At 65.2% G+C, this 22116-nt stretch carries 22 protein-coding genes; 15 read left to right on the forward strand and 7 right to left on the reverse strand.

Going from position 1 to position 22116, the window contains the following annotated elements; all coding sequences use genetic code 11:
• Positions 1-8: 8 nt before the first annotated feature.
• The 5 genes from I9018_RS07065 to I9018_RS07085 all read left to right on the forward strand — a co-directional run bounded on the left by I9018_RS07065 (position 9) and on the right by I9018_RS07085 (position 3801).
• Complete coding sequence (locus tag I9018_RS07065; protein WP_068582205.1) at positions 9-764, forward strand: TPM domain-containing protein; 756 nt, start codon at positions 9-11, stop codon at positions 762-764.
• A 29-nt stretch (positions 765-793) separates the two neighbouring features.
• Entirely contained in the window at positions 794-1411 is a 618-nt protein-coding gene (locus I9018_RS07070; protein ID WP_068582083.1) for a TPM domain-containing protein, read from the forward strand.
• A 129-nt stretch (positions 1412-1540) separates the two neighbouring features.
• Positions 1541-2755: an SAM-dependent methyltransferase gene (locus I9018_RS07075; protein WP_241109064.1), complete on the forward strand. Its 1215-nt coding sequence runs from the start codon at positions 1541-1543 to the stop codon at positions 2753-2755.
• Positions 2756-2902: 147 nt separating this feature from the next.
• Positions 2903-3484 (forward strand): DJ-1/PfpI family protein, encoded by a 582-nt coding sequence (locus I9018_RS07080; RefSeq protein ID WP_241109065.1) that lies wholly within the window; start codon positions 2903-2905, stop codon positions 3482-3484.
• Between the two features lie 14 nt (positions 3485-3498).
• Positions 3499-3801 (forward strand): ribbon-helix-helix domain-containing protein, encoded by a 303-nt coding sequence (locus I9018_RS07085; RefSeq protein WP_241109066.1) that lies wholly within the window; start codon positions 3499-3501, stop codon positions 3799-3801.
• Positions 3802-3949: 148 nt separating this feature from the next.
• Here the strand turns inward: I9018_RS07085 and I9018_RS07090 are convergent, their stop codons facing one another.
• The 7 genes from I9018_RS07090 to I9018_RS07120 all read right to left on the reverse strand — a co-directional run bounded on the left by I9018_RS07090 (position 3950) and on the right by I9018_RS07120 (position 11623).
• Positions 3950-4570 carry a hypothetical protein gene (locus I9018_RS07090; RefSeq protein WP_053135436.1) on the reverse strand — a complete coding sequence of 207 codons (621 nt, stop codon included), beginning with the start codon at positions 4568-4570 and terminating at the stop codon, positions 3950-3952.
• Between the two features lie 9 nt (positions 4571-4579).
• Entirely contained in the window at positions 4580-4870 is a 291-nt protein-coding gene (locus I9018_RS07095) for a hypothetical protein (RefSeq protein ID WP_241109067.1), read from the reverse strand.
• A gap of 198 nt (positions 4871-5068) precedes the next feature.
• Positions 5069-7630, reverse strand: coding sequence for a TonB-dependent receptor (locus I9018_RS07100; protein WP_241109068.1), 2562 nt, complete (start codon positions 7628-7630; stop codon positions 5069-5071).
• A gap of 121 nt (positions 7631-7751) precedes the next feature.
• Positions 7752-8714, reverse strand: a complete 963-nt coding sequence (locus I9018_RS07105) for a FecR domain-containing protein (RefSeq protein WP_241109069.1) — start codon at positions 8712-8714, stop codon at positions 7752-7754.
• Positions 8711-9259, reverse strand: a complete 549-nt coding sequence (locus I9018_RS07110) for an RNA polymerase sigma factor (RefSeq protein ID WP_124345948.1) — start codon at positions 9257-9259, stop codon at positions 8711-8713. Before I9018_RS07110 ends, I9018_RS07105 begins: the two co-directional genes overlap by 4 nt.
• A gap of 154 nt (positions 9260-9413) precedes the next feature.
• Entirely contained in the window at positions 9414-10997 is a 1584-nt protein-coding gene (locus I9018_RS07115) for a rhodanese-related sulfurtransferase (RefSeq protein ID WP_241109070.1), read from the reverse strand.
• Positions 10994-11623 (reverse strand): cysteine dioxygenase, encoded by a 630-nt coding sequence (locus tag I9018_RS07120; RefSeq protein WP_241109071.1) that lies wholly within the window; start codon positions 11621-11623, stop codon positions 10994-10996. Before I9018_RS07120 ends, I9018_RS07115 begins: the two co-directional genes overlap by 4 nt.
• A gap of 106 nt (positions 11624-11729) precedes the next feature.
• Here I9018_RS07120 and I9018_RS07125 point away from each other — a divergent pair, with 106 nt between their 5' ends.
• From I9018_RS07125 to I9018_RS07170, 10 genes are all read left to right on the forward strand, one after another.
• A complete protein-coding gene (locus tag I9018_RS07125) occupies positions 11730-12629 on the forward strand; it encodes a LysR family transcriptional regulator (protein WP_068582107.1) in 900 nt (299 codons plus the stop codon).
• A 156-nt stretch (positions 12630-12785) separates the two neighbouring features.
• Complete coding sequence (locus tag I9018_RS07130; RefSeq protein ID WP_241109072.1) at positions 12786-13607, forward strand: ABC transporter permease; 822 nt, start codon at positions 12786-12788, stop codon at positions 13605-13607.
• A 3-nt stretch (positions 13608-13610) separates the two neighbouring features.
• Entirely contained in the window at positions 13611-14405 is a 795-nt protein-coding gene (locus I9018_RS07135; RefSeq protein WP_241109073.1) for an ABC transporter ATP-binding protein, read from the forward strand.
• Positions 14402-15601, forward strand: a complete 1200-nt coding sequence (locus I9018_RS07140; RefSeq protein WP_241109074.1) for an acyl-CoA dehydrogenase family protein — start codon at positions 14402-14404, stop codon at positions 15599-15601. Before I9018_RS07135 ends, I9018_RS07140 begins: the two co-directional genes overlap by 4 nt.
• Positions 15598-16536 (forward strand): D-isomer specific 2-hydroxyacid dehydrogenase family protein, encoded by a 939-nt coding sequence (locus tag I9018_RS07145; RefSeq protein ID WP_068582117.1) that lies wholly within the window; start codon positions 15598-15600, stop codon positions 16534-16536. The genes I9018_RS07140 and I9018_RS07145 overlap by 4 nt, the downstream gene beginning before the upstream one ends.
• Before the next feature lie 154 nt (positions 16537-16690).
• The gene (locus I9018_RS07150) at positions 16691-17500 is read left to right on the forward strand and encodes a class II aldolase/adducin family protein (protein ID WP_241109075.1); all 810 of its coding nucleotides are present in this window, start codon (positions 16691-16693) and stop codon (positions 17498-17500) included.
• An 11-nt stretch (positions 17501-17511) separates the two neighbouring features.
• Positions 17512-18474 carry an ABC transporter substrate-binding protein gene (locus tag I9018_RS07155; RefSeq protein ID WP_124345956.1) on the forward strand — a complete coding sequence of 321 codons (963 nt, stop codon included), beginning with the start codon at positions 17512-17514 and terminating at the stop codon, positions 18472-18474.
• A 38-nt stretch (positions 18475-18512) separates the two neighbouring features.
• The gene (locus I9018_RS07160) at positions 18513-19736 is read left to right on the forward strand and encodes a dipeptidase (RefSeq protein WP_241109076.1); all 1224 of its coding nucleotides are present in this window, start codon (positions 18513-18515) and stop codon (positions 19734-19736) included.
• A 206-nt stretch (positions 19737-19942) separates the two neighbouring features.
• The gene (locus tag I9018_RS07165; RefSeq protein ID WP_241109077.1) at positions 19943-21520 is read left to right on the forward strand and encodes an FAD-dependent oxidoreductase; all 1578 of its coding nucleotides are present in this window, start codon (positions 19943-19945) and stop codon (positions 21518-21520) included.
• Between the two features lie 89 nt (positions 21521-21609).
• Positions 21610-22107, forward strand: coding sequence for a RidA family protein (locus I9018_RS07170; RefSeq protein ID WP_241109078.1), 498 nt, complete (start codon positions 21610-21612; stop codon positions 22105-22107).
• Positions 22108-22116: the final 9 nt, after the last annotated feature.

The raw sequence follows: 22116 nt of genomic DNA on the forward strand, positions 1-22116 counted from the left end.
AGGTGCTGATGCGACTCTATAAAATCGGCCTGGTGCTGTTGCTCTGGGTCTTGGCAATTTCGGCCCAGGCCGAGCTGAAGTTCCCGGCCCTGAGCGGGCGGGTGGTGGACGATGCGCAGATGCTCGAGCCGGCCACGCGCGCCCAGTTGACCCAGGAACTTGCGGCCCATGAGCAGGCCACCAGTGAACAATTGGTGGTGGTGACCCTGGCGAACCTGCAGGGCGCCACCATCGAGGATTATGGCTACCAGCTGGGGCGCCACTGGGGCATTGGCCAGAAGGACAAGAACAACGGCGCGCTGCTGATCGTTGCCCGGGATGAGCGCAAGCTGCGCATCGAAGTGGGCTATGGCCTGGAAGATCGCCTGACCGATGCCCAGGCCTCGGTGATCATCAACCAGGTCATCACCCCGGCGTTCAAGAACGGACAGTTCAGCAAGGGCATCAGCGACGGGGTTTCGGCGATGCTCCTGGTGCTGGGCGGCACGCCGCTGGATGAGCCTGCCACCGCTTACGGCACGGGTGAGAGCAGCGCTCAGGACGATTTTGTCCAGCGTCACCCGTTGCTGTTCATCTTCCTGGTGCTGCTGTTCATCCTGGTGGTCATGGTCGCGCAGGCGCTCGGTTTGATCTCCACTACCAGCGGGCGCGGTGGCGGCGGAGGCGGTGGCTTCGGCGGTTTTGGTGGCGGGTCCGGCGGTGGCGGCGGCTTCAGTGGCGGTGGCGGCAGCTTTGGCGGTGGTGGCTCCTCCGGCGGCTGGTAACTGACAATAAAAAGCGGAAATCTAACGACATGGCATTACTCAGTGAATTCGAACAACGGCAGGTGGCCGAAGCCATCGCCCGGGTGGAACAGCAGACCGACGCCGAACTGGTGACGGTGCTGGCCGCCCGCGCCGACGATTACGCCTACATCCCGCTGCTCTGGGCCAGCCTGCTGGCGCTGGTGGTACCGGGACTGGTGCACTACGCCACCGGCTGGCTGAACATGCATCTGTTGCTGCTGGCGCAGTGGGCGACCTTTATCGTGCTGTGCCTGGTGTTCCGCCTGCCGCGGATTACCACCCGGTTGATTCCGCGCTCGGTGCGCCACTGGCGTGCCTCGAACCTGGCCCGGCGCCAGTTCCTCGAACAGAACCTGCACCACACCGTGGGCGGTACCGGGGTGCTGATCTTCGTCAGCGAAGCCGAGCGCTATGTGGAGATCCTGGTGGACGAAGGCATCTCCAGGCGCCTGGACAACAAGAATTGGCACGCTATTGTCCAGGCCTTTACCCAGCAGGTGAAGCAGGGCCAGACCTTGCAGGGCTTTCTCGACTGCATCGCGTCCAGTGGCGAGCTGCTCAAGGAGCACGTACCGCTGACCCAATCGCGCAACGAGCTGCCCAACCGCCTGGTGGTGCTCAACTGAGCCCTGAGGGCTCGGTTGCTGAAGAATCTGCGCCGTCGGGTCAATAACTCCGTGCCCCGACGGCTCATCCCCCCTACAATACCCGCCATTTCCCGATTCGCTCCCCGCACCGCCCGAGGCTCCAGCCCCATGTCCGTCACCGCACCTTCCGTCCGGCCCGCGCCGGACCACCATGCCCAGTTCCTGCAATTGCTGGAGACCAGCCTGGCGCAAAACGCCTTCATCAAGCTGGTACTGGCCAAGCACGTGGGCGCCGAGGCGGACCTGCAACGGCTGATCATCAAGCAGCTGACGGTCAAGGAGCAGCCGTGCCTGTCCTTCGTCTATCGCTACAAGACCCGCGATATCACCAAGAACTTCTCCCTGGACGAAGGCATTGCCGCCATCGCCGAGCTGCTGCCGGCTTCGTTCAAGAACGCCCATTTGCTGACCCTGACCGATGAGGTCCAGCTGGAATACAGCAAGAAGGGCAAGAGCTCGCTGTTCAAGGGCAAGCCGCAAACCCAGCGCGATGTGCCGTCCGCCGAGCACAACCGCGAGAAGAACCGCTTCCTCGACCTGGACCGGCCGTTCCTCGCCGACCTGGGCGTGACCAACAAGCAGCACGAGCTGATTCCGGCGATGTCGCGCAAGTGGAAGCAGATCAACAAGTTCATCGAGGTGTTCAGCCATGCCCTGGGCAGCTCGCCGATCGACCTTGCGCAGCCGGTGCGGGTGGCGGACTTCGGTTCCGGCAAGGGCTACCTGACCTTCGCCATCCACGACTACCTGCGCAATACCCTCAAGGCCCAGGGCGAAGTCACCGGGGTCGAGCTGCGCGAGGACATGGTGACCCTGTGCAACGCCGCCGCGCAGCGCCTGGAGCATCCGGGCCTGGTGTTCAAGTGCGGTGACGTGCGCAGCGTGGCCCCCAGCGAACTGGAAGTGATGATCGCCCTGCATGCCTGCGACATCGCCACCGACTACGCGATCCACACCGGCATCCGCTCCGGGGCGGCGATCATCATGTGCTCGCCGTGCTGTCACAAGCAGATCCGCCAGCAGATCCAGAGCCCGGCGTTGCTCAAGCCCATGCTGCAATACGGCCTGCACCTGGGGCAGCAGGCGGAGATGGTCACCGACAGCCTGCGGGCGCTGTTCCTCGAAGCCTGTGGTTACGAAACCAAGGTCTTCGAGTTCATCTCCCTGGAGCACACCAACAAGAACAAGATGATCCTCGCGGTCAAGCGCGCCGAACCCCAGGACCCGACCCAGTTGTTGGCGCGGATCGACGAACTCAAGGCTTTCTACCGCATCAGCGAACACTGCCTGGAGACCCTGCTCAAGGCAGACAAGCAGCTGTAAGCGCCAGTGGATGGCTGCAAGCGAGAAGCTTGTAGCTTGCCGCTTGTGGCTTGCAGCTGTAGTACCTGGCTATTACCCGGCCCGGCCGATTGCGACTACCTTGAGTACTTCTTCTGTCCACGTGTTTCCTTGAAGGGAGTCCACTCCATGGCCGCGAAAAAGATCCTCATGCTGGTTGGCGACTACGTCGAAGACTACGAAGTGATGGTGCCGTTCCAGGCACTGCTGATGGTCGGGCATACAGTGCATGCCGTCTGCCCCGACAAGAGCGCCGGGCAGACCGTGCGCACGGCGATCCACGACTTCGAGGGCGACCAGACCTACAGCGAGAAGCCTGGGCACCTGTTCGCCCTGAACTTCGATTTCGCCAAGGTGCAGTCCAGCGACTACGACGCGCTGCTGATCCCCGGTGGCCGTGCCCCGGAATACCTGCGACTGAATGAAAAGGTCCTGCAACTGGTCAAGGAGTTCGACCGGGCCGGCAAGCCGATTGCTGCGGTGTGCCATGGCGCGCAACTGCTGGCCGCGGCAGGCATCCTCGAAGGCCGTGAATGCAGCGCCTACCCGGCCTGCGCCCCGGAAGTGCGGCTGGCGGGGGGCACCTATATCGATATCCCCGTGACGCAAGGCCATGTCCAGGGCAACCTGGCGACCGCCCCGGCCTGGCCGGCCCACCCCAGCTGGCTGGCCGGTTTCCTCGGCCTGCTGGGCACCCGGATCACCCTGTAAGCGAGTGCCACGCCATGTGCGAGCTGTACGTCAAGGCTGACCCGATCCTCTACGAATCGCGTTCGCGCTCGCTGCGTATTCGTGGCGTGGTCACCACCCTGCGCCTGGAAAACCAGTTCTGGGACATCCTCAGCGAGATCGCCGAGGTGGACGGCATGACCACCAACCAGCTGATCGCCAAGCTCTATGAAGAGGTCATGGACTACCGCGGCGAGGTGGTGAATTTCGCCTCCTTCCTGCGGGTCAGCTGCACCCGCTACCTGAGCCAGCGACGCACCACCGCCCCCGATCTCAACCTGGTTCGCCTCAACCGATGACCCGTGGCCGCTGCTGAGCCTGCGAAGCTGCGCACGCCCCGAAGGGGGGCAAGGTCTGCGCTGTAGATTGCCAAGCAAGGTCCTGCGGACCTTTGCGCAGCCTCGCAAGCCCTGTAGTGGCTACAGGGCCTCTGCTCAAGGCTGAAGGTCACAGCCCCAGGCGCACCAGCTGGCGCAGGTCGGCGATCACCGCCGGGTTGCCGCCTTCGAGCACATCCAGGCGAATCTGCGCGATCAGTGATTTGAGCAGTTCGGTCTGGGTCATCCGCGTCGCCTGCAGCAGGCGCGCGAGATCCTCGGCCACATAGTGGTTCACCTTAAGCGACAGGCGTTTCATTGCATTCACGGCAGGTATCTGGCGGACCTCGGCCTGTTGGGCCAGGTACTGGGCGAAGCCGTCGTGCACTTGTTCCAGGGCAGGTACAAGGGGGGCGCTGAAGTAGTAGCTGAAGAACAGCTTGCGCATCTGCACCCCGGCGTCCTCGGCCACCGAGTGCATCGCGGCGTCCAGCACGTCGAGGTAGACCGCAGGCAGCCGCGCCTCGATGGAGGTCAGTTGCTGGCGGCGCGCTTCCTTGATCGCCGGGGTCGACTGGGGGGGAATGGCTACCGTGGTAGCGCACTGATCACAGACCCCCACCAGGATCTCCCGGGCCTGACCGTTGCCGTCGCTGAAGGGCACGTCGCGCCGGGTGTAGGTAATGCCCACGACCTGCTGGCAATGCTCACAAAGTGCCTTGCCCCGGTCGCCCTGCAGATAGAGTTTCATAGGTTGTCCTCATCGGTGAACGCTGATGAACCACGCATCTGGCTCGATAAAGTAGAACTTGATGTACCAGCCCGCCTTCCTCAGCACATGGACGGCAAGGTCCGGGGCGTTGTGGTGGGCACTGCACTGGTGGTCGGTGCCCTTGCAGGCGACGATGACCTCGATCAGTTGGCCGGCCGAAACCTCGCCGGTGGCCAGCAGGTTCTTGACCTCGATCGAGCCGCGTGCGGCATGTAGATAGTTACCGCTCTGTAGTGCATGGATCAGGTCCCGCCTGACCTTCCTGAAGCCTCTGTCCATGATGCTTGCCTATTTGTACGATAATGTTCGTACGCGGTCAATGGGGCGTTGGCTGAAAGCGCCCAAAGGCATTCCAACGGTTTTCAGGGGGGAGGTCGATCCTAGCCCAGGGAGGGCCAGTGGGAGGGCGAAGCTAAAGGTTTGCAATACATCGGTGGTGCTTCGCCTGGCGCAGCGTGCTGTGCCAGGCGAAGGCCTTCAGAAGAACCGCGTCACGCTGATCTTGGCGTTGCGCCCCAGGCTGTAGGCGTTGTCGCCACTGAGCGGCGGGCGGTAGTCGCGGTTGAACATGTTGTCCAGGGTGAAGTTGACTTCGGTGCCCTTGAGGTAGGCCTGCTGGGGTTTCCAGTTGGCGAACAGCCCGTGCACGTTGTAGCGGTCGTTGCCGTACTGGTTCCAGTAGGAGTCGCCAAAGTCGCTGGCCGGGCCGCTGGGGTACTTGTCGCTGGGCAGGCGGTCGGTCTGGCGCACCCATTGGCCTTGCCAGCCCACCTGGGCATCCCACTGGGGAATCTTCAGGCCCAGGGTCGCCACCCATTTTCGCGGCGGAATGTCCCGGGCCCAGACGTTCGGCCCCCAGGGGTTGGTGTAGGCGCCCTGGTGTTTGCCGGTGATCCACGAATAGGACAGCGCGCCGAATAGGTAGGTGGAGTCGTAGTAGCTTTCGACTTCGAAGCCCTTGATGGTCAGGTCGCCGATATTGCGATACACCGACATCGGCGACTCCTTGCACACCTGGGCGATGCTCTTGCCGGTACTCAGCTGCTCGGCGCAGCCGATGCCGGTGGCCTTGAGAATCTCGTCGCTGATCTTGTTCTGGAACACCGTGGTGCGGATCTGCGCGCTGTCGTTGTCGGTCAGCAGCTTGGAGAAGTTGTGGATGGTCCCCGCCCGCAGCGCGGTGATGCGCTCCGGATCCAGGTTGCGGCTGGTGGAGGAGCGAGTGCTACCCGGGGCCTGGACTTCGTACTGCTCGTCGATCACCGGCGCGCGCCAGGTCTTGCTGTAGTCGGCGAACAGCGCCAGGTTCGGGTTGACGTTCCAGTACGCCGAGAGCCGTGGCGACCAGCCGGTGTAGGTCTTGTCGCCATAGTCATGACCGTCCTTGGGGTTGCTGCTGTTGTACAGCGGCGCATCGTTCTCCTCGCCACGGTTGCGCACATGGTCGTAGCGCAGAGACGGGGTCAGGGTGAAGTCGCCCAGGGTGATGGCGTCCTGGATGTAGAAGGCGTTGTTGTCGACCTTGCCATGGGGCATGAACCCCGGCTGGTAGTGGCCGTAGTTGTACTTGGGCACTTCATAGGTCTTGCCCGGCATCCACATGTCCACCTCGCGGGTGTGCTTGCGGATCTGCGTGCCGAGAGTCAAGGCGTGGTCCAGAGGACCGGTGCTGAAGCGGCTGATGTTGGTCACTTCGAGAATCTTGTCCTCGTAGCCCACGGTGATCTTGCGCCCGCCGGTGACCGGTTGATAGAAGGCGGTCGGGCCGCGTTCGTCGGTCTGATCGGTCTTGGAGTTGGAATACTGGACCTTGAGGTCGACCCAGGGGTTGTCCACCGGCTGGTACTCGTACTTGGCCAGCCAGGTGGTGTCGATGGTGTTGCGCTGGGCCAGGTAGCGCTTGGTGGCGCCGTCATAGCCGTACTTGTCGATGTTGGCCTTGCTTGGCGGCTCCGGGTAGTTCTTGGCCGAGAAGGGCGCCCAGATATCGCTGTCGGAGCTGCTGTAGGTGAAGCCCAGGCGCTGCTCGTCGGTCAGTTGCATGTTGAGCTTGAACAGCTGGCCGTCCAGGTCCTGGGCGGTATTGGGCTGGCGCTTGGGGTTGACCAGGTACTGGTTGCGCGGATCGGGGATCGAGCTGGCCAGCTTCATGTCGTCGCCATCGCGCTTGGTCCAGTAGGCCAGGGCATCGAAGCGATGATCGTCGGTGCGGCCATAGACCGCCGAGGTATAGGCCTGCTGATGGTCGTTGCTGCTGTAGCCGTACTTGACCATGGCGCCGACATTGCGCCCATCCTGCAACAGGTCCGGGGCGTCCTTGGTCTCGGTGTGCACGGTGCCGCCGAAGCCGCCGTTGCCGGTCTTGGGCGAGTGTGGGCCCTTTTCCACCTCGACCCGGCGGATCAGCTCCGGCTCGATGAAGATCACCCCTTGCTGGTAGCGCTCGAAGCCGCTCTTGGTGGCGCCGTCGACGGTGATCGGCACATCCTCGGCATCTCCCAGGCCCCAAATATTGATGGTCTGGCCTCCGGGCTTGAGCGAGCCGCCCAGGCTCACGCCGGGCAGGGTATCGATCAGGCTGACCACGTTGTTGGCCTGGTGGCGATCGATCTCTGCCTGGTTCAGGGTCGAGCGGCCAACGCTGGAGGAGTCCACCACCGAACCGTTGCCGATCACGCTCATGGCCCCTAGTTGCAAGGCCGAGCCGCTGCTCTGGCTGGTTTCGGCAGGGCGCACGATATAGGTGTTGTCGACCTTGACCAGGCTGAACTGGCCGTTACGCAGCAACTGGCGGATCGCCTCTTCCGGGCTGAAGTCACCTTGCAGGGCTGGCGCCTTGGCATTGCGCAGCAGTTGCTCGTCGAACAGCAGCTGGATTTTCGCTTGCTGAGCGATCTGGCTCAGGGACGCGGCCAGGGGCTGCGCCGGCAACTGGAAATGGAGTGATCCGGCGTGGGCCTGCAGGCTCAACGCCAGGCAGGCGGCCAGCAGGGTCGGACGGGTACGGACTAACGGTACAGGCAAGAGCGCGCGAAACATGACTTCCCCCTGAGCGGCTTAAAGGCCAGAAAAGCGCTGCGGACAAATCGCAGACGGGAGGAAGACGCGGCAGTGAAAAAAAACCTCATATGCAAATGCAAAATATTCTCATGTGTGAATTTCAGCGGGCTTCGATCTTCAACTGGCCATTGGCCTGGGCCACGGTTTTGACCGGGATCAGCGCGGGCAGGGCCTTGATCAGGGCGTCCGGATCGTTGACGTCCAGGTTGCCCGAGACCTTGTAGGCACCCAGGGGGCCCTCGGCCAGTTGCACTGGCTGGCGCCGGTACAGGTTCAACTCGTCCACCAGGCTGGCCAGGTCGCGGTTGCGAAAGGCCAGGCGCCCACTACGCCAGTCCGCCACGTCGTCTTGCTCCAGGGACTGCTGGCGCAAGGTGCCTTTTTGCAGGTCGTAGATGGCCTGTTGCCGGGCACCGAGCAAGGCCAGTTCGGCGGGGCGCCCGTCCGGGCTGAAGGCTACTTGCCCGTGGGCGACGCTGACCACCAGCTGGCGTTGGCCACGGCGCACATCGAAGGCCGTGCCAACGACCCGTACCTTGGCCGCGCCACTGTGCACCCACAGCGGTCGCTCCTTGTCGGCGGCGACCTCCAGGTACAACTGGCCGTGTTGCAAGTAGATATCGCGCTGTTGTGCGCTGAAGTCGATTTGCACCTGGGTATTGGCGTTGACGTACAAGGTGCTGCCATCGGGGAGCTTGAAGGCTCGTGACCCCTGTTCCTGGGCCGCGACCTGCTGGACGTAGGGTGTCCTGGACGTGCCGAGGTTGACTGCCAGCACCGTGCACAGCACGGCAGCGGCCACCGCCAGTGCCGGACGCCAGACCGGGCTCCTGCGCTGGGGCAGTGCAATCGGCTGGCTCAGTTGCTGCAATTGCGCCAGGTCGACCCACAACTCTTCGAATTCGGCATAGGCCCGGGCATGGGCCGGGTGCGCCATCCAGGCTTCGAAGGCCTTGCGGGTAGCGCGGTCCGGGGAGTTGCGGTTACGGGCGAACCAACCGGCGGCCTCGCTATCGATCTGTGCGGTGCCGGGGTCGTCATGGTTGTCGGGAAAGCGGGTCATTCAGGCAGCTCCTTGCCGTTTTCTCGTTGTAGATGCTGCTTGCAATGCAGCAGGGCAAAGGCGATGTGTTTTTCCACCATGCTGACGGAAATTCCCATGCGCTTGGCAATCTGTGCCTGGCTCAACCCTTCGAAGCGGTGCAGCATAAGGGCTTCGCGGCGGCGCGGCGAGAGTTGGGCAAGGACTTCTTTCAATTGTTCCAGGCGTTGCAGGCGCTGGGCTGCAGGCAGCGGCTCGTGCTGTTCGTCGGCCAGCGGTTCGCTGTCGAAGCTTTCTTCGGGATGGGCGTCCTGGTGCACCTTGCTGCGCACCTGCTGGCGTCGCCAGTGATCGCGCAACAGGTTGCGGGCCATCTGGAACAGGAAGGCCCGGGGCTGCTCCACCTGGGCCCGGTCACGGTAATCGAGCCATTGGGTGAATACGTCCTGGGTCATGTCCGCCGCGTCGTTGGCGTTGTCCGTCCGTTTACGCAGGAAATGCAGGATGTCCGCATAGAACCCGCGAACAGAGTCCGCCGACACAGAGTCGGGCTTGGGGCGAGACATGGATATCCTTCTTGACGACGCGGTGGGCAGGAGGTCGCGAATGATATCGAGAATTATTGCTATTTGTCACTTGGCCATTTGATGGCACTTTCCAGGTGCCCATCAGCCCCCCGCAATGGCTTGTCGACCCGCGCCGACAAGCCGTTGGCTGCCTTCAGATCACGAAGAATCCATGGGTGCCATCGCGTCCCAGCTGCGCCACCAGGCCGAACTCCCAGTCCAGGTAGGCCTGCATGGCTTCCCGGGGATTATCGGTACCTTCATAAGGGCGCCGGTAGCGATCGATGCGTGGCGAGGCCAGGCGCTGCTGGCCTTCTTCCTGGGGCAATCCGGCTTCGATCCAGGCGCTTGTGCCGCCGCTGAGAACGAACACCGGGCGTTGGGTCAGGGCCTGCAAGTGCGGTACGACGAAGCGCGCCAGCAGGCTGCTGCCACAGGTCAGGACGAAGCGCTCGGGTGGCGGCAGGCGCTCCAGGGCCTGGGCCAACTGGCTGGGCAGTACCCACCAGGCGCCGGGGATATGGCGTTGCACATGGTTGGCGCTGGCAGTGACATCCAGCACCAGGGTGCCGGGCTCGCGCAGCCAGTCGGCCAGGGTCCGCGGGCTGATTTCCTCGACTACCGGGCTGTCCGGCAACGGCGCCTGCCACGGCCCGCGTACGCTGAAGTCGCTGCCCCGCAAGCCGTCGAGCACGGCTACTTGCCAGCCCATCTGCGCCAGCCATGAAGCGCTCATGTTGGCCCGCACGCCATCGTCGTCCACCAGCACCAGGCGCGCGCCGCGCACGCTGGCGAAATGGTCGGTCTCCTGCACCAGCTGGCCGCCTGGGGTGGAGCGGGCGCCGGGCAGGTGGCCGGCGGCGAATTCTTCCGGGCTGCGCACATCGAACAGGTAGCTGGTGCGCTGGGGTTCGGCCTGCCAGCGGCGCCACTGGGCCAGGTCGATGCGCGCTACGTCGGCCCGGTCGGCCACCGCCCGGGCCGCGGCCTGGGCTTGTGCGCGGTGGGCGCCGACGTGTGCGCTGAAGCGCCGCTGCTGGCCGTGTTCCAGGGCCTGGCCGGCGAGGGTCCAGCCGATGGTGCCGTTGCGCAGGGCCGCCACCGGGTTGGGAATACCGGCGTTCACCAGCGATTGGGTGCCGATGATGCTGCGGGTGCGCCCGGCACAGTTGACCACCACCCGGGTTTGCGGATCGGGCGCCAGTTCACGGACCCGCAGCACCAGCTCGGCCCCGGGCACGCTGGTACTGCCAGGGATGCTCATGGTCTGGTACTCGTCGAAGCGCCGGGCATCGAGCACCACCAGGTCGGCTTGCTGATCGAGCAGGGCCTGCAACTCCTCGGCAGCCAGCGATGGCGTGTGGCGCTCGGCCTCCACCAGTTCGCCAAAGGCCTTGCTCGGCACGTTGACGTCCTTGAACAACTCGCCCCCGGCGTTGCGCCAACCGTCGAGGCCGCCTGCGAGCAGGGCGACATCGCTGTAGCCCAGTTGCCGCAGGCGGGTTACGGCGCGTTCGGCCAGGCCTTCGCCCTGGTCGTAGAGGGTGATGGCGGTATCGCGCCTGGGGATGCGCGCATACACCTCCAGCTCCAGTTTCGACAGCGCGATGTTGGTGGCGAACAGCGGATGGGCCTCGGCGAAGGGCGCTTCTTCACGCACGTCCACCAGGGCCAGTTCCTGGCGTTCGAGCAAGGCCTGGCGGATCTGTGCCGGGCGGCGGGTCGGGAAATCGGTCATTGCAGGGGCTCCTTCGACAGGTCCCAGAGGTTGGGCAGCAAGGTATTGGAATAGCCGGAGATGAAGAGCTTCTCGTGACCGTCCAGGTCATGCACCCCACGCCGCACCGCGCCGATGTTGGCACCGTAGACATGGATGCTGATGGACACCCGGTCGGCATGGGCGTTGGTCACCTGGTGGATATCGCCAATATTCGGTGACACCGCTTCCACCTGGCCCGGCACCAGGCGCACCGGTGCCCCGGCAGGTTGCAGGCGGCCGTCGGCCAGGCGCTCGAAGCCCTGGGAGTCTTCGGCGCCGCGCAGCATGCCGATCAGGCCCCAGGTGCGGTGGTCATGAATCGGCGTGCGTTGGCCCGGGCCCCAGACGAAGCTGACGATGGAGAAGCGCTGGCGCGAGTCGGTGTGCAGCAGGAATTGCTGGTAGCGCTGCGGGTCGGCCTGGGCGAAGGCATCGGGCAGCCAGTCGTCCTGGCTTACCAGGCGTTGCAGCAAGGCCGCGCCCTGGTCCAGGACCCGGGCTTCGTCGGGATGACTGTCGAGCAGTTCGGCCAGGTCGCCGATGAAGCCGCGCAGGCGGGCCAGGTTGGGTGAGGCAATGGAGACGGTCGAGGCGTTGTGGGGCATGGGTTCCCTCCGTGGACACAGGACGAACGACACGAACTACACGGTCGAGCTAAAAGGTATTATTCTTATCGAACATTTTTCCAGTAATTTATTATGCGAAAAAAGAATGAAGATAGATGATCTGAACGCGTTCGTGGCGGTGATCCGCTGCCAGACCATCAGCCAGGCGGCCGACGCCCTGCAACTGACCCAGCCGGCCATCACCCGCCGGGTGCAGAACTTCGAGGAGGCGCTCGGGGTCGAGCTGCTGGACCGCAATACCAAGCCGCTCAAGCCCACCAGCATGGGCCTCAGGGTGTATGGCCAGTGCCTAGAGGTGCTACGCAGCATCGATGCGCTGAACGAGCTGGTGGCCAGTGACGGCGCCCCCAGCGGCGCCCTGCGCATCGGCGTGCCACAGACCATTGGCGATGTGGTGCTGCTCGATGCCTTGAGCCAGTTGAAGACCCTCTACCCGCAGTTGCAAACCTCGGTGGCCACCGGTTGGGGCAGCCACCTGCTGGGCAAGGTCGAGAACGGCGAGCTGGATGTAGTGGCCGCGTTGTTTCCTGCCGGCAAGGTGTTTCCCGAGGCAGTGGTGGGGCGCTCCCTGGGCAGCATGAACCTGGTGGTCGTGGCGGCCCGGGGCGAAGCGCGCAAGCGTTCCTGCAAGCTTGCCGATTGTTACCAGCGCGGCTGGGTGCTCAATCCCGATGGCTGCGGTTTCCGTGCTGGCCTGCAACGGGCCCTGAGTGCCCAGGGCCTGTCGCTGCAGATCAACCTGGAGACCTTCGGTACCGAGCTGCAACTGGGGTTGATCGCCAATGGCCTGGGGTATGGCCTGGTGCCGCTGCCGTTGCTGGAAAACAGCAGCCACCGGGACAAGCTGGAGATCGTGCCGGTCAGTGATTTCAAGCCGGTGATCGACCTCTGGCTGATCCATCCGCGCTTCCTCGGCAACCTCCAGGAGCCGGTGAGCATGTTTGGCGAAATGGTGGCCGCCCGTGTCGGCCAGTCACCGTCCTGAACGGGGCGGATAGCTCGCTGATTTGCAAGTGAATTGCATATCTCAATTGTCAGTTAATGCAATATATGTATATTAATTTAGAACCAAAACGAATTTCACGGACGTTTTTTATGTAGTTAGCATGGGATTCGAACGCGCTGAAATAGGGATATTGAAATGCCTGCGCAAGCCCCGCTCAAAGTCTCCGGCCATTGGACCGCAAGCCCTGGATATCGGGCCCTGGTGCAACTGCTGCTACGCCTGGCCAGCCCCTTGCTGCTGCTCTTGCTGTGGGAATTGGCCGCGCGCACCGGTTTGTTGCCGGCGCGGGTCATCGCCGCCCCCAGCTCCATCGGTGCCACCCTGTGGCAGATGCTGGGCAGCGGTGAACTGGGCGGGCATCTGTGGGTGTCCCTCAAGCGCGCTTTCGCTGGCCTGGCCATCGGCGTCAGCCTCGGTACGCTGCTCGCCCTGTTGGCCGGCCTGTCGCGCGGTGGCGAGCTGGCCATCGACTCGCCGATGCAGATGCTGCGTACCCTGCCGTTCCTGGCCATCGTGCCGCTGTTCATCCTCTGGTTTGGGGTTGGCGAGACGCCCAAGATCGCCCTGATCGCCCTGGGCACCACCTTTCCCATCTACCTCACGCTGTTCTCCGGCATCCGCAGCCTCGATCCCAAGCTGGTGGAGGCCGCGACCCTGCTAGGCCTCAAGCGCTGGGAACTGATCGTCCACGTGATCCTGCCCGGGGCCTTGCCGGCGTTCTTCGTCGGCTTGCGCTACGCCTTCGGCATCAGCTGGCTGGGCCTGGTGGTGGTGGAGCAGATCAACGCCAGCGCCGGCATCGGCTACCTGGTCAACGACGCCCGGGACTTCATGCGCACCGACGTGATCGTGATCTGCCTGCTGGTCTACAGCGTGCTCGGCCTGGGCATCGATGCCCTGGTACGGGGCCTTGAACGTTTCGCCCTGGCCTGGCGGCCGACTTTCATCAGGAGTTGAGCCATGCACCTGTCATCTTCGCTATCGGGCCCGACCGCAGCGGGCCATTCGCCAGCCGCTGTCGAAGGCCGTGGCATCACCCGGCGCTTCGCCGGGCAGGCGGTGCTCGACGAACTGGACCTGGACATCGCCCCGGGAGAGTTCGTCGCCCTGCTGGGCCGCAGCGGTTCGGGCAAGACCACTTTGTTGCGCGCCCTGGCCGGCCTGGAACCCATCGACGCCGGGCGCTTGCAGGTACCGACGGCCATGGCCGCGGTGTTCCAGGAGCCACGCTTGATGCCCTGGAAGCGCGTTTGGCGCAACGTCGCCCTCGGCGTGCGGGGCGAGCAGATGCGCCAGCGGGCCCAGGCGGCGCTGGAGGAAGTGGGCCTGGCCCATCGGTTGCAGGCCTGGCCCGGCACCCTGTCCGGTGGCGAGGCCCAGCGTGTGGCCCTGGCCCGGGCCCTGGTGCGTGAGCCGCAGCTGTTGTTGCTGGACGAACCCTTTGCCGCCCTCGACGCGCTGACGCGGATCCGCATGCATCGGTTGATCATTCGCCTGTGGCAGGCCCATGCCCCGGCGGTGCTGCTGGTGACCCACGATGTCGATGAAGCGCTGCTGTTGGCCGACCGCGTGCTGGTGCTGGCCAACGGGCGCGTTGCCGAACAACTGCCGATCCGCCTGCCGCGCCCGCGCCAGGCCGGCCTTCCCGGGTTCCAGCAACTGCGTGGGCGGTTGCTGCAATTACTGGGCGTCGAAACCGAGGCCGAGCCGGCCCCCCTTGTTGCCCCACCCCTGAGCAGGATTGCCAGCCGATGAGCCTTTTTACCGAACAAACCATCGCCACTACGGCGCCCCTTGAGCTGGACTCCGTGGCGTTCGCCGACCTGCTGCAGCAGTTGAGTGAGGAGTTTGCCGCCACGGCGGCCCACTATGATCGCCACAGCGAGTTTCCCCATGCCAACCTGCAACGCCTGCACCAGCATGGCTTGCTGGCCTTGACCGTACCCCGGGCCCTGGGCGGCAGCGAGGCGACCCTGGCCCAGGCGCGGCGGGTGATCGGCGCCGTGGCCCAGGGCGAACCTTCCACCGCCCTGGTGTTGGTGATGCAGTATTTGCAGCACACGCGCCTGCAGCAGAACACCGCCTGGCCCCTGCACCTGCGCCAGCAAGTGGCCCGCGAAGCGGTGCAGGACGGAGCCCTGATCAATGCGTTGCGGGTCGAGCCGGACCTGGGCACTCCCGCTCGTGGCGGCCTGCCGGCCACCCTGGCGCGGCGGGTCGAGGGCGGTTGGTCGCTCAGCGGTCGCAAGATCTACTCCACCGGCATTCCCGGGCTGACCTGGCTGGCGGTGTGGGCCCGCAGCGACGAGCCCGAGCCCCGCGTGGGCACCTGGCTGGTGCACCGTGACAGCCCGGGCATCCGCATCGAGGAAACCTGGGACCATCTGGGCATGCGTGCCACCGGCAGCCACGATGTAATCTTCGATGAGGTGTTCGTGCCCCTGGAGCGGGCGGTGGACATCCAGCTGGCCAACGTCCCGCGACCTTCGGAGCTGGACAGCAAGGGCGTGCTCTGGCTGGCGGTCTTGCTGTCGGCGATCTACGACGGGGTGGCCCGTGCCGCCCGCGACTGGTTGCTGGGCTGGCTCGCTCAACGGGCCCCGGCCAACCTCGGCGCGCCGCTGTCGAGCCTGCCGCGTTTCCAGGAACTGATCGGGCGTATCGATGCCTTGTTGCTGAACAACCGGGTACTGCTCGACGCCGCCGCCGAAGGGCGGATCGCCGCCAGCGAGGCCACCCAGGTCAAGTACCTGGTCACCAGCAACGCCATCAGTGCGGTGGAACTGGGGATCGAGGCCATCGGCAACCCGGGGCTGGCCCGGGGCAATCCCATCGAGCGCCACTATCGCGATGTGCTGTGCAGCCGCATCCATACGCCGCAGAACGACGCCATCCTCGGCGCGGTGGGGCGTGCCGCGTTCGCCTTGCCCAGCCGTGGAGGCCAGGCGTGACGCGCATCGCCAGCCAGCTCGACGCAGCCTTCAACCGGCAATTGCGCCAGTGGCTGCCCGGGATCGAGGTGCTGGACCTGCCCCGGGGTATTCCCGCCGGCTTGCCCACGGATATCCAGGTGCTGCTGGCCGCGCCCCATGCCGATTTTCGCGACGCGGCGCAGCCACCGACCGGCTGGCCCTTCGGCCTGGGTTTCGTGCAACTGGCCAGTTCCGGCCTGGATTACTTTCCCCGCTGGCTGTTCGAGCACCTGCCGGTGGCCAGTGCCCGGGGCTGCACTGCGTCCAGCATCGCCGAGTTCGTCCTGGCGGCGATCTTCGCCGCCGCCAAGGGATTGCCCCAGGTGTGGGTCGAGCGCGCCGAACATTGGCAGCAACGACCGCTGGCGGCGGTGGCCGGCAGCACCCTGGGCTTGTTCGGTTTTGGCAGCATTGCCCGGGAACTGGCGCCCAAGGCCCTGGCGCTGGGCATGCGGGTGCTGGCCCTGCGGCGTTCGCCGCAGCCTTTGCAGGTGCCCGGGGTGGAGTCGGTGAGCGACCTGGGGCAACTGTTTTCCCGCGCCGACCACCTGTTGCTGGCGGTGCCGCTGACCGAGCAGACCCGCCAGGTGGTCGACGCCGATGTGCTGGCCATGGCCAAGCCGGGGCTGCACCTGATCAATATCGCCCGGGGCGCGCTGATCGATCAGCCGGCGCTGCTCAAGGCCCTGGACAGCGGGCGCATCGGCCTGGCCAGCCTGGATGTGGCTGATCCCGAGCCGTTGCCCGAGGGGCATCCGTTCTACCGCCATCCACGGATTCACCTGTCGCCACACACCTCGGCCAACTCGCCCGGGGTCTACCTGAATATCGCCCGGCTGCTGGAGCGCAACCTCCGGCATTGGGGCGATGGTTTGCCGCTGGAAAATCCGGTGCAGATCCAGCGTGGCTACTAGCGTGCGGTGCCTAGGTCTTGCGGTGATCGCCAGGCAAGGCCCATGGCGGTTTGTGTCGCCGCTGCCGAAGGCTGCGTAGCAGACGCGGGGATCTTGAGACCGCAGAAGGGCAGGCGGGAGCAGGGTATTGATGAGCACTTCAAGGAGAGTGGATATGACCGCACATTTTCGTCCCGCGGTGTATGACTTGCCCCGCGATGGGCATACGGTTTTTCGCTGGGAGCACCCGCCGCGCCAAGCCAGCGTCGAGCTCGAGCGATTGCAACGCAAGCAGAGCCTGGCGGCGGCGTTCCGGGTTTTCGCCCGGTTGGGTTTCGACATGGGGGGGGCTGGGCATATCACGGTGCGCGACCCGGGGCGCCCGGAGCATTTCTGGGTCAACCCGGTGGGGGTGTATTTCGGCCATGTACGGGTCTCCGACCTGTTGCTGGTGGACCCCGACGGCGCCATCGTCGAAGGCGAGGGCGCGTTGAACCTCGCGGCGTTCGCCATCCATGCGGCGCTGCACCAGGCCCATCCTGAGGTGGTGGCCGCCGCCCATGCCCATTCGTTGCACGGCAAGGCCTGGTCGAGCCTGGGTCGCCTGCTGGACCCGCTGACCCAGGATGCCTGCGCCTTCTATGAGCGGCACGCGCTGTTCGACAACTTCTCCGGGGTGGTGCTGGAGGCCAGCGAAGGGGCGCGGATCGCCGCCGCCTTGCACGGGCACAAGGCGCTGATCCTGCAGAACCATGGCCTGCTCACGGTGGGCGAGACCGTCGAGGCGGCGGCCTGGCGCTTCATCGCCATGGACAACGCCGCCCAGGCCCAGCTGCTGGCCGAGGCTGCCGGTACGCCACGGCCCATTCCCCATGATGTGGCCCGCCACACGGCGCGCCAGGTGGGCACCGAGTTTGGCGCCTGGTTCAGTTTCCAGCCCTACCGCGAGCGCATCCTGCGCGAAGAAGCAGATTTTCTCGATTGAGGACAGCCAGCATGCAGCGTCGTCGTTTCCTGCAACTCTCGGCCCTTGCCGGCCTGGCCGGCGTCTTGCCGCGCCTGGGGCTGGGAGCCACCACCGATTGGTCCGGGGTCACCCTGAACGTCGCCACCTACAAGGGCGCGGCCCCGAGCTTCTTTACCCAGGCGGGCATCGAACCACCCCCTTACCAGGTCAAGTACGCCGAGTTCACCGGCGGCAACCTGAGCTTCGAGGCCCTGGTCAGCGGCACCCTGGACATCTCGCCGATGAGCGAGATCCCACCGATCTTCGGCATCAAGAACCAGGCCCCGGTGAAGCTGATCGCGGTGCTCACCGGCGACGTCAACAACCAGGCCTTCATCGTGCCCAAGGGCTCCACGGTGCAGTCGGTGGCCGAGCTCAAGGGCAAGCGCGTCGGCTACATCCGCTCCACCAGTTCCCATTACTTTTTACTCAAGGCGCTGAAGGAGCAGGGGCTGGGTTTTGCCGATATCGTGCCCATGGCCCTGACCCCGCAGGATGGTTTCGCCGCGTTCCAGAACGGCGCCCTGGATGCCTGGGTCAGCTTCGGCTACTTCATCCAACTGGCCGAGCTGCGTGCCGGGGCCCGGGTGCTCAAGACCGGGCAAGGCTACCTGTCGGGCAACTACGTGATCGCCGCCAACCAGCAGAGCATCGCCGACCCGCGCAAGCATGCGGCGATCACCGACTACATCCTGCGCGAGTACCGCTCCTGGCAGTGGATCGCCAGCCACCCCGAGGAGTGGGCGACCCGCAGCGCGCAGATCCTCGGTATGCCGCGGGAAGTGTTCCTGGCTCAATACCGCGCCCAGAGCGGCCCGCGCTTGCTGCAACCGGTGGACGATGCGGCAGTGAAGTCCCAGCAGGACGTGGCCGATCTGTTCTACGAGGCCGGGGTGTTGCCCCAGCCGCTGGATGTTTCCGGCCTCTGGGACCGCAGCTTCCATTGGGGCTGAGGACCTGGCGTGTTTTTCCATCCGGCCCTGGAGGCCCCATGCTGCGCCGATCCTTGCTGACCCTGGCCCTGGCCAGCCCGTGGGCACTGGCCCAGGAGCCCGCCGCGGCCCTGCACCAACGCCTGACCGTACTCGACAGCCACCTCGACACCCCGATGCAACTGGCCCGGCCGGGCTGGGACATCCGCCAGCGCCATCGTTACCAGGACGACCTGTCCCAGGTCGATCTGCCACGGATGCGCGAGGGTGGCCTGGATGGCGGCTTCTGGGCGATCTTCACGCCCCAGGGGCCGCTCGACGCCGAAGGCCGGACCCAGGCCAGCGAACACGGCCTGGCGGTGTTGACCCGAATCCGCGACCTGGTGGCCGCCCATCCCCAGGACTTCGCCCTGGCCCTGCGCGCCGAGGATGTGCCGGCCATCGTCGGCCGTGGCCAGCGCGTGGTGTTCATCAGCATGGAGAACGCCGAGCCCCTGGCGGCCGATCCCCAACGGCTGCTCACCTACCATCGCCTGGGCCTGCGCATGCTGGGGCTGGTGCATTCGGCCAACAACGATTTCGCCGATTCGGCCACCGCCTTGCCGCAATGGCGGGGCCTGAGCCCGGCCGGGCGCGAGCTGGTGAGCGCGGCCAATCGCCTGGGCATCCTGCTGGATGTGTCCCATGCCTCGGACCAGGTGTTCGACCAGGTGCTGGCCCTGTCCACGGCGCCGATCATCGCTTCCCATTCCAGCAGCAGGGCCATTACCCACCATCCACGCAACCTGGATGACCAGCGCTTGCGCCAGCTGGCGGCCAAGGGCGGGGTGGTGCAGGTCAACAGTTTTCCCAGCGACCTGATCAACGCCGTCCCCAACCCCGAGCGTGCCAAGGCGCTGGGGCCGCTGTACCGTGAGTTTCGCCTGGCCGCCAGCCTCAGCCCCGGACAAGTGGCGGACCTGGCCGAGCGCATCCGCCAGGTGGAAGCCCGTTACCCGCAACCCAGGGCGACCCTCGACGACTACATGAAGCACCTGCTGCATATCCTCGACGTGGTGGGGCCTGAGCATGTGGGCATCGGCGCCGACTGGGATGGCGGTGGCGGGGTCGAGGGGCTGGAGGATGTGACGCAACTGCCACGCATCAGCGAACGCCTGCTGGTGGCGGGCTACAACGAAGCCGACCTGGAGAAGATCTGGGGCGGTAATTTGCTGCGGGTGCTGGCAGCGGCCCAGGCCGCTGCGGCTGAGTCTCCAGCGGCAAGCCCCACGACTCGCTACTAGCGGCGGGAATGCTCCGTCTGCGGCTATGCGCGGCACGCAGAATCTCTTGTTGTGAATATGAAACAAAGTAATATTTGCATATGCTTAAAATGTATTTCTCTTATTAAATAAGCGCCCCTAGGATGGCTTTCCATAGACCCAAGTGACTGCACAAGTTGCCGGGCTATAACCGAACGTACTATCCATCCGCAGCAGGGAGCGCTGGCATGCCACTGACCAGAAGACAATTGATTGCCCGTATCGCCGCGGTTGGCGGCGTCCAGGCGGCAAGCGCGGTCATGGGGTTGTTCGGCATGGCGGGCAATGCCGAGGCGGTCGAGGAAAACTACGCCTCGTTGCCGGCCACACCGGTGGGCAAGGGCGCCAGGGTGGTGGTGATCGGTGCCGGGATCGGCGGTCTGGTCAGTGCCTATGAGCTGCACAAGGCCGGGTTCAAGGTGACCTTGCTCGAGGCCCGCGACCGGGTCGGCGGGCGCAATTGGACGGTGCGCGGCGGCGATCGGGTGGAGTACAGCGATGGCAGCGCGCAAGTAGCACGCTTCGATCAGGGTTTCTACCTCAATGCCGGCGCCGGGCGCCTGCCCAGCCACCATCAATTGATGCTCGGCTATTGCCGCGAGCTGGGGGTGGAGCTGGAGGTGCTGGTCAACACCAGCCGCAATGCCCTGGTCCGCCCTGACTTGAACCAGCCGGCGCTGCAGATCCGCCAGGCGGTCAACGACAGCCGCGGGCATTTTTCCGCACTGCTGGCCAAGGCGGTCAACCGCCATGCCCTGGACCAGGAGCTGAGCGCGGCGGATCGCGACAACCTGTTGAGCTTCCTCAAGACCTGGGGCGACCTGTCGGACAAGCTCGAGTACCTGGGCTCGGCCCGTTCCGGCTACAAGGTCTGGCCCGGGGCCGGCGACCAGTTGGCGCAGAAGAACGATCCGCTGCCCTTGCAGACCCTGCTCAACCCGGCGCTGACCACGGCGCTGATGATCGACGAATACCCGGAGTTCTCGCCCACCATGTTCCAGCCGGTGGGCGGCATGGACCGCATCCCCCAGGCCTTTGCCCGGCACTTGAAGGGGCAACTGCGGCTGCACAGCGAGGTGCGTTCGATCAGCAACCGCCAGGACAGCGTCGAGGTGACCTACCTGGACCGGCGTACCGGCCGCAGCCAGCGCCTGGTGGCCGACTATGCGATCAGCTCCTTGCCCTTGCCGCTGCTGGCCCGGGTCGAGAACAACTTCAGCGCACCGGTACGCCAGGCCATCGCCGCCGTGCAGTTCGGCTACGCCAACAAGGTGGCCTGGCAGTCGCGGCGCTTCTGGGAGAGCCAGTACCAGATCTACGGCGGGCTGTCCTTCATCAACCAGGAGGCCTCGGGGCTGTGGTATCCCAGCGGCGGCTTCAACCAGCCCGAAGGGGTGCTGGTGGCGGCCTACAACAATGGCGAGACCGCGCGCAAATTCGGCGAGAAGAGCCTGGCCCAGCAGATCGAGATCTCCCGCCAGGCAGTGGAGCTGCTGCACCCGGGCCACAGCCATGAACTGCGCAATCCGCTGGTGATCGCCTGGAGCCGGATTCCCTACAACTTCGGACCCTGGATCAGCCATGAAGTGGTCGAGCCGGACTACAGCCTGCTCAACCAGCCCCAGGGCCGGGTCTACCTGACCAGCGACGGCCTGGCCCACAGCGGCGTGGGTATCTGGCAGGAGGCCGCCGCCGGCGCCGCCCGCCGGGTGGTGCGGCAACTGTTCCAGCGGGCGCAAGGCGCATCGCTACAGCAAACGGCCTGAACCGGCCGAACATTCATAAAAACAGCGGTAACCCATGCCGGGTAGCGGACCTCCGAGGCTGGCAACCACAACCTTGGGAGCGTCTTTGCATGTCTTTGAAAAATACCGTCGTAGGGCTGGGGCTGCTGTTCGCTGCCGCCAATAGCTGGGCCGCAGGAATCCAGCGCATACCGTCCACCTATCCCAATTCGCCGATCCTGCAGGCCGTGACCCTGCCGGCCAATAGCGAGGTGACCTACCTGTCCGGCCTGCTACCGGACCCGGTGGACCCCAAGGCCGCCAAGGAGCAGATCCATGCGGTGGGCAATACCGAGGCCCAGGCGCGGGTGGTGCTGGGCAAGGTGCAGGCGATCCTCGCCAGCCAGGGCTTGGGCCTGGGCGATGTGGTGCAGCTGCGCATCTACCTGGTGGGCGATCCGGCGCTGGGCGGCAAGCTGGACTTCGATGGCCTGCAAACCGCCTTTCGCGAGTTCTTCGGGACCCAGGAGCAGCCGTTCAAGCCAGCCCGGACCACGGTGCAAGTGGCGGGGCTGGTCCTGCCCGGCGCCTTGATCGAAGTCGAAACCGTTGCCGCCCGAGCGCGCTGAGCATTCTTC

It is taken from the genome of Pseudomonas sp. MPFS (genome assembly GCF_022537035.1).
Lineage (GTDB): Bacteria > Pseudomonadota > Gammaproteobacteria > Pseudomonadales > Pseudomonadaceae > Aquipseudomonas > Aquipseudomonas sessilinigenes.

Bases quoted from the DNA above. Each gene is read 5' to 3' on its own strand.
- I9018_RS07065 (WP_068582205.1), top strand. From the start codon at position 9: ATGCGACTCTATAAAATCGGCCTGGTGCTGTTGCTCTGGGTCTTGGCA.
- I9018_RS07070 (WP_068582083.1), top strand. From the start codon at position 794: ATGGCATTACTCAGTGAATTCGAACAACGGCAGGTGGCCGAAGCCATC.
- I9018_RS07075 (WP_241109064.1), top strand. From the start codon at position 1,541: ATGTCCGTCACCGCACCTTCCGTCCGGCCCGCGCCGGACCACCATGCC.
- I9018_RS07080 (WP_241109065.1), top strand. From the start codon at position 2,903: ATGGCCGCGAAAAAGATCCTCATGCTGGTTGGCGACTACGTCGAAGAC.
- I9018_RS07085 (WP_241109066.1), top strand. From the start codon at position 3,499: ATGTGCGAGCTGTACGTCAAGGCTGACCCGATCCTCTACGAATCGCGT.
- I9018_RS07090 (WP_053135436.1), bottom strand. From the start codon at position 4,570: ATGAAACTCTATCTGCAGGGCGACCGGGGCAAGGCACTTTGTGAGCAT.
- I9018_RS07095 (WP_241109067.1), bottom strand. From the start codon at position 4,870: ATGGACAGAGGCTTCAGGAAGGTCAGGCGGGACCTGATCCATGCACTA.
- I9018_RS07100 (WP_241109068.1), bottom strand. From the start codon at position 7,630: ATGTTTCGCGCGCTCTTGCCTGTACCGTTAGTCCGTACCCGTCCGACC.
- I9018_RS07105 (WP_241109069.1), bottom strand. From the start codon at position 8,714: ATGACCCGCTTTCCCGACAACCATGACGACCCCGGCACCGCACAGATC.
- I9018_RS07110 (WP_124345948.1), bottom strand. From the start codon at position 9,259: ATGTCTCGCCCCAAGCCCGACTCTGTGTCGGCGGACTCTGTTCGCGGG.
- I9018_RS07115 (WP_241109070.1), bottom strand. From the start codon at position 10,997: ATGACCGATTTCCCGACCCGCCGCCCGGCACAGATCCGCCAGGCCTTG.
- I9018_RS07120 (WP_241109071.1), bottom strand. From the start codon at position 11,623: ATGCCCCACAACGCCTCGACCGTCTCCATTGCCTCACCCAACCTGGCC.
- I9018_RS07125 (WP_068582107.1), top strand. From the start codon at position 11,730: ATGAAGATAGATGATCTGAACGCGTTCGTGGCGGTGATCCGCTGCCAG.
- I9018_RS07130 (WP_241109072.1), top strand. From the start codon at position 12,786: ATGCCTGCGCAAGCCCCGCTCAAAGTCTCCGGCCATTGGACCGCAAGC.
- I9018_RS07135 (WP_241109073.1), top strand. From the start codon at position 13,611: ATGCACCTGTCATCTTCGCTATCGGGCCCGACCGCAGCGGGCCATTCG.
- I9018_RS07140 (WP_241109074.1), top strand. From the start codon at position 14,402: ATGAGCCTTTTTACCGAACAAACCATCGCCACTACGGCGCCCCTTGAG.
- I9018_RS07150 (WP_241109075.1), top strand. From the start codon at position 16,691: ATGACCGCACATTTTCGTCCCGCGGTGTATGACTTGCCCCGCGATGGG.
- I9018_RS07155 (WP_124345956.1), top strand. From the start codon at position 17,512: ATGCAGCGTCGTCGTTTCCTGCAACTCTCGGCCCTTGCCGGCCTGGCC.
- I9018_RS07160 (WP_241109076.1), top strand. From the start codon at position 18,513: ATGCTGCGCCGATCCTTGCTGACCCTGGCCCTGGCCAGCCCGTGGGCA.
- I9018_RS07165 (WP_241109077.1), top strand. From the start codon at position 19,943: ATGCCACTGACCAGAAGACAATTGATTGCCCGTATCGCCGCGGTTGGC.
- I9018_RS07170 (WP_241109078.1), top strand. From the start codon at position 21,610: ATGTCTTTGAAAAATACCGTCGTAGGGCTGGGGCTGCTGTTCGCTGCC.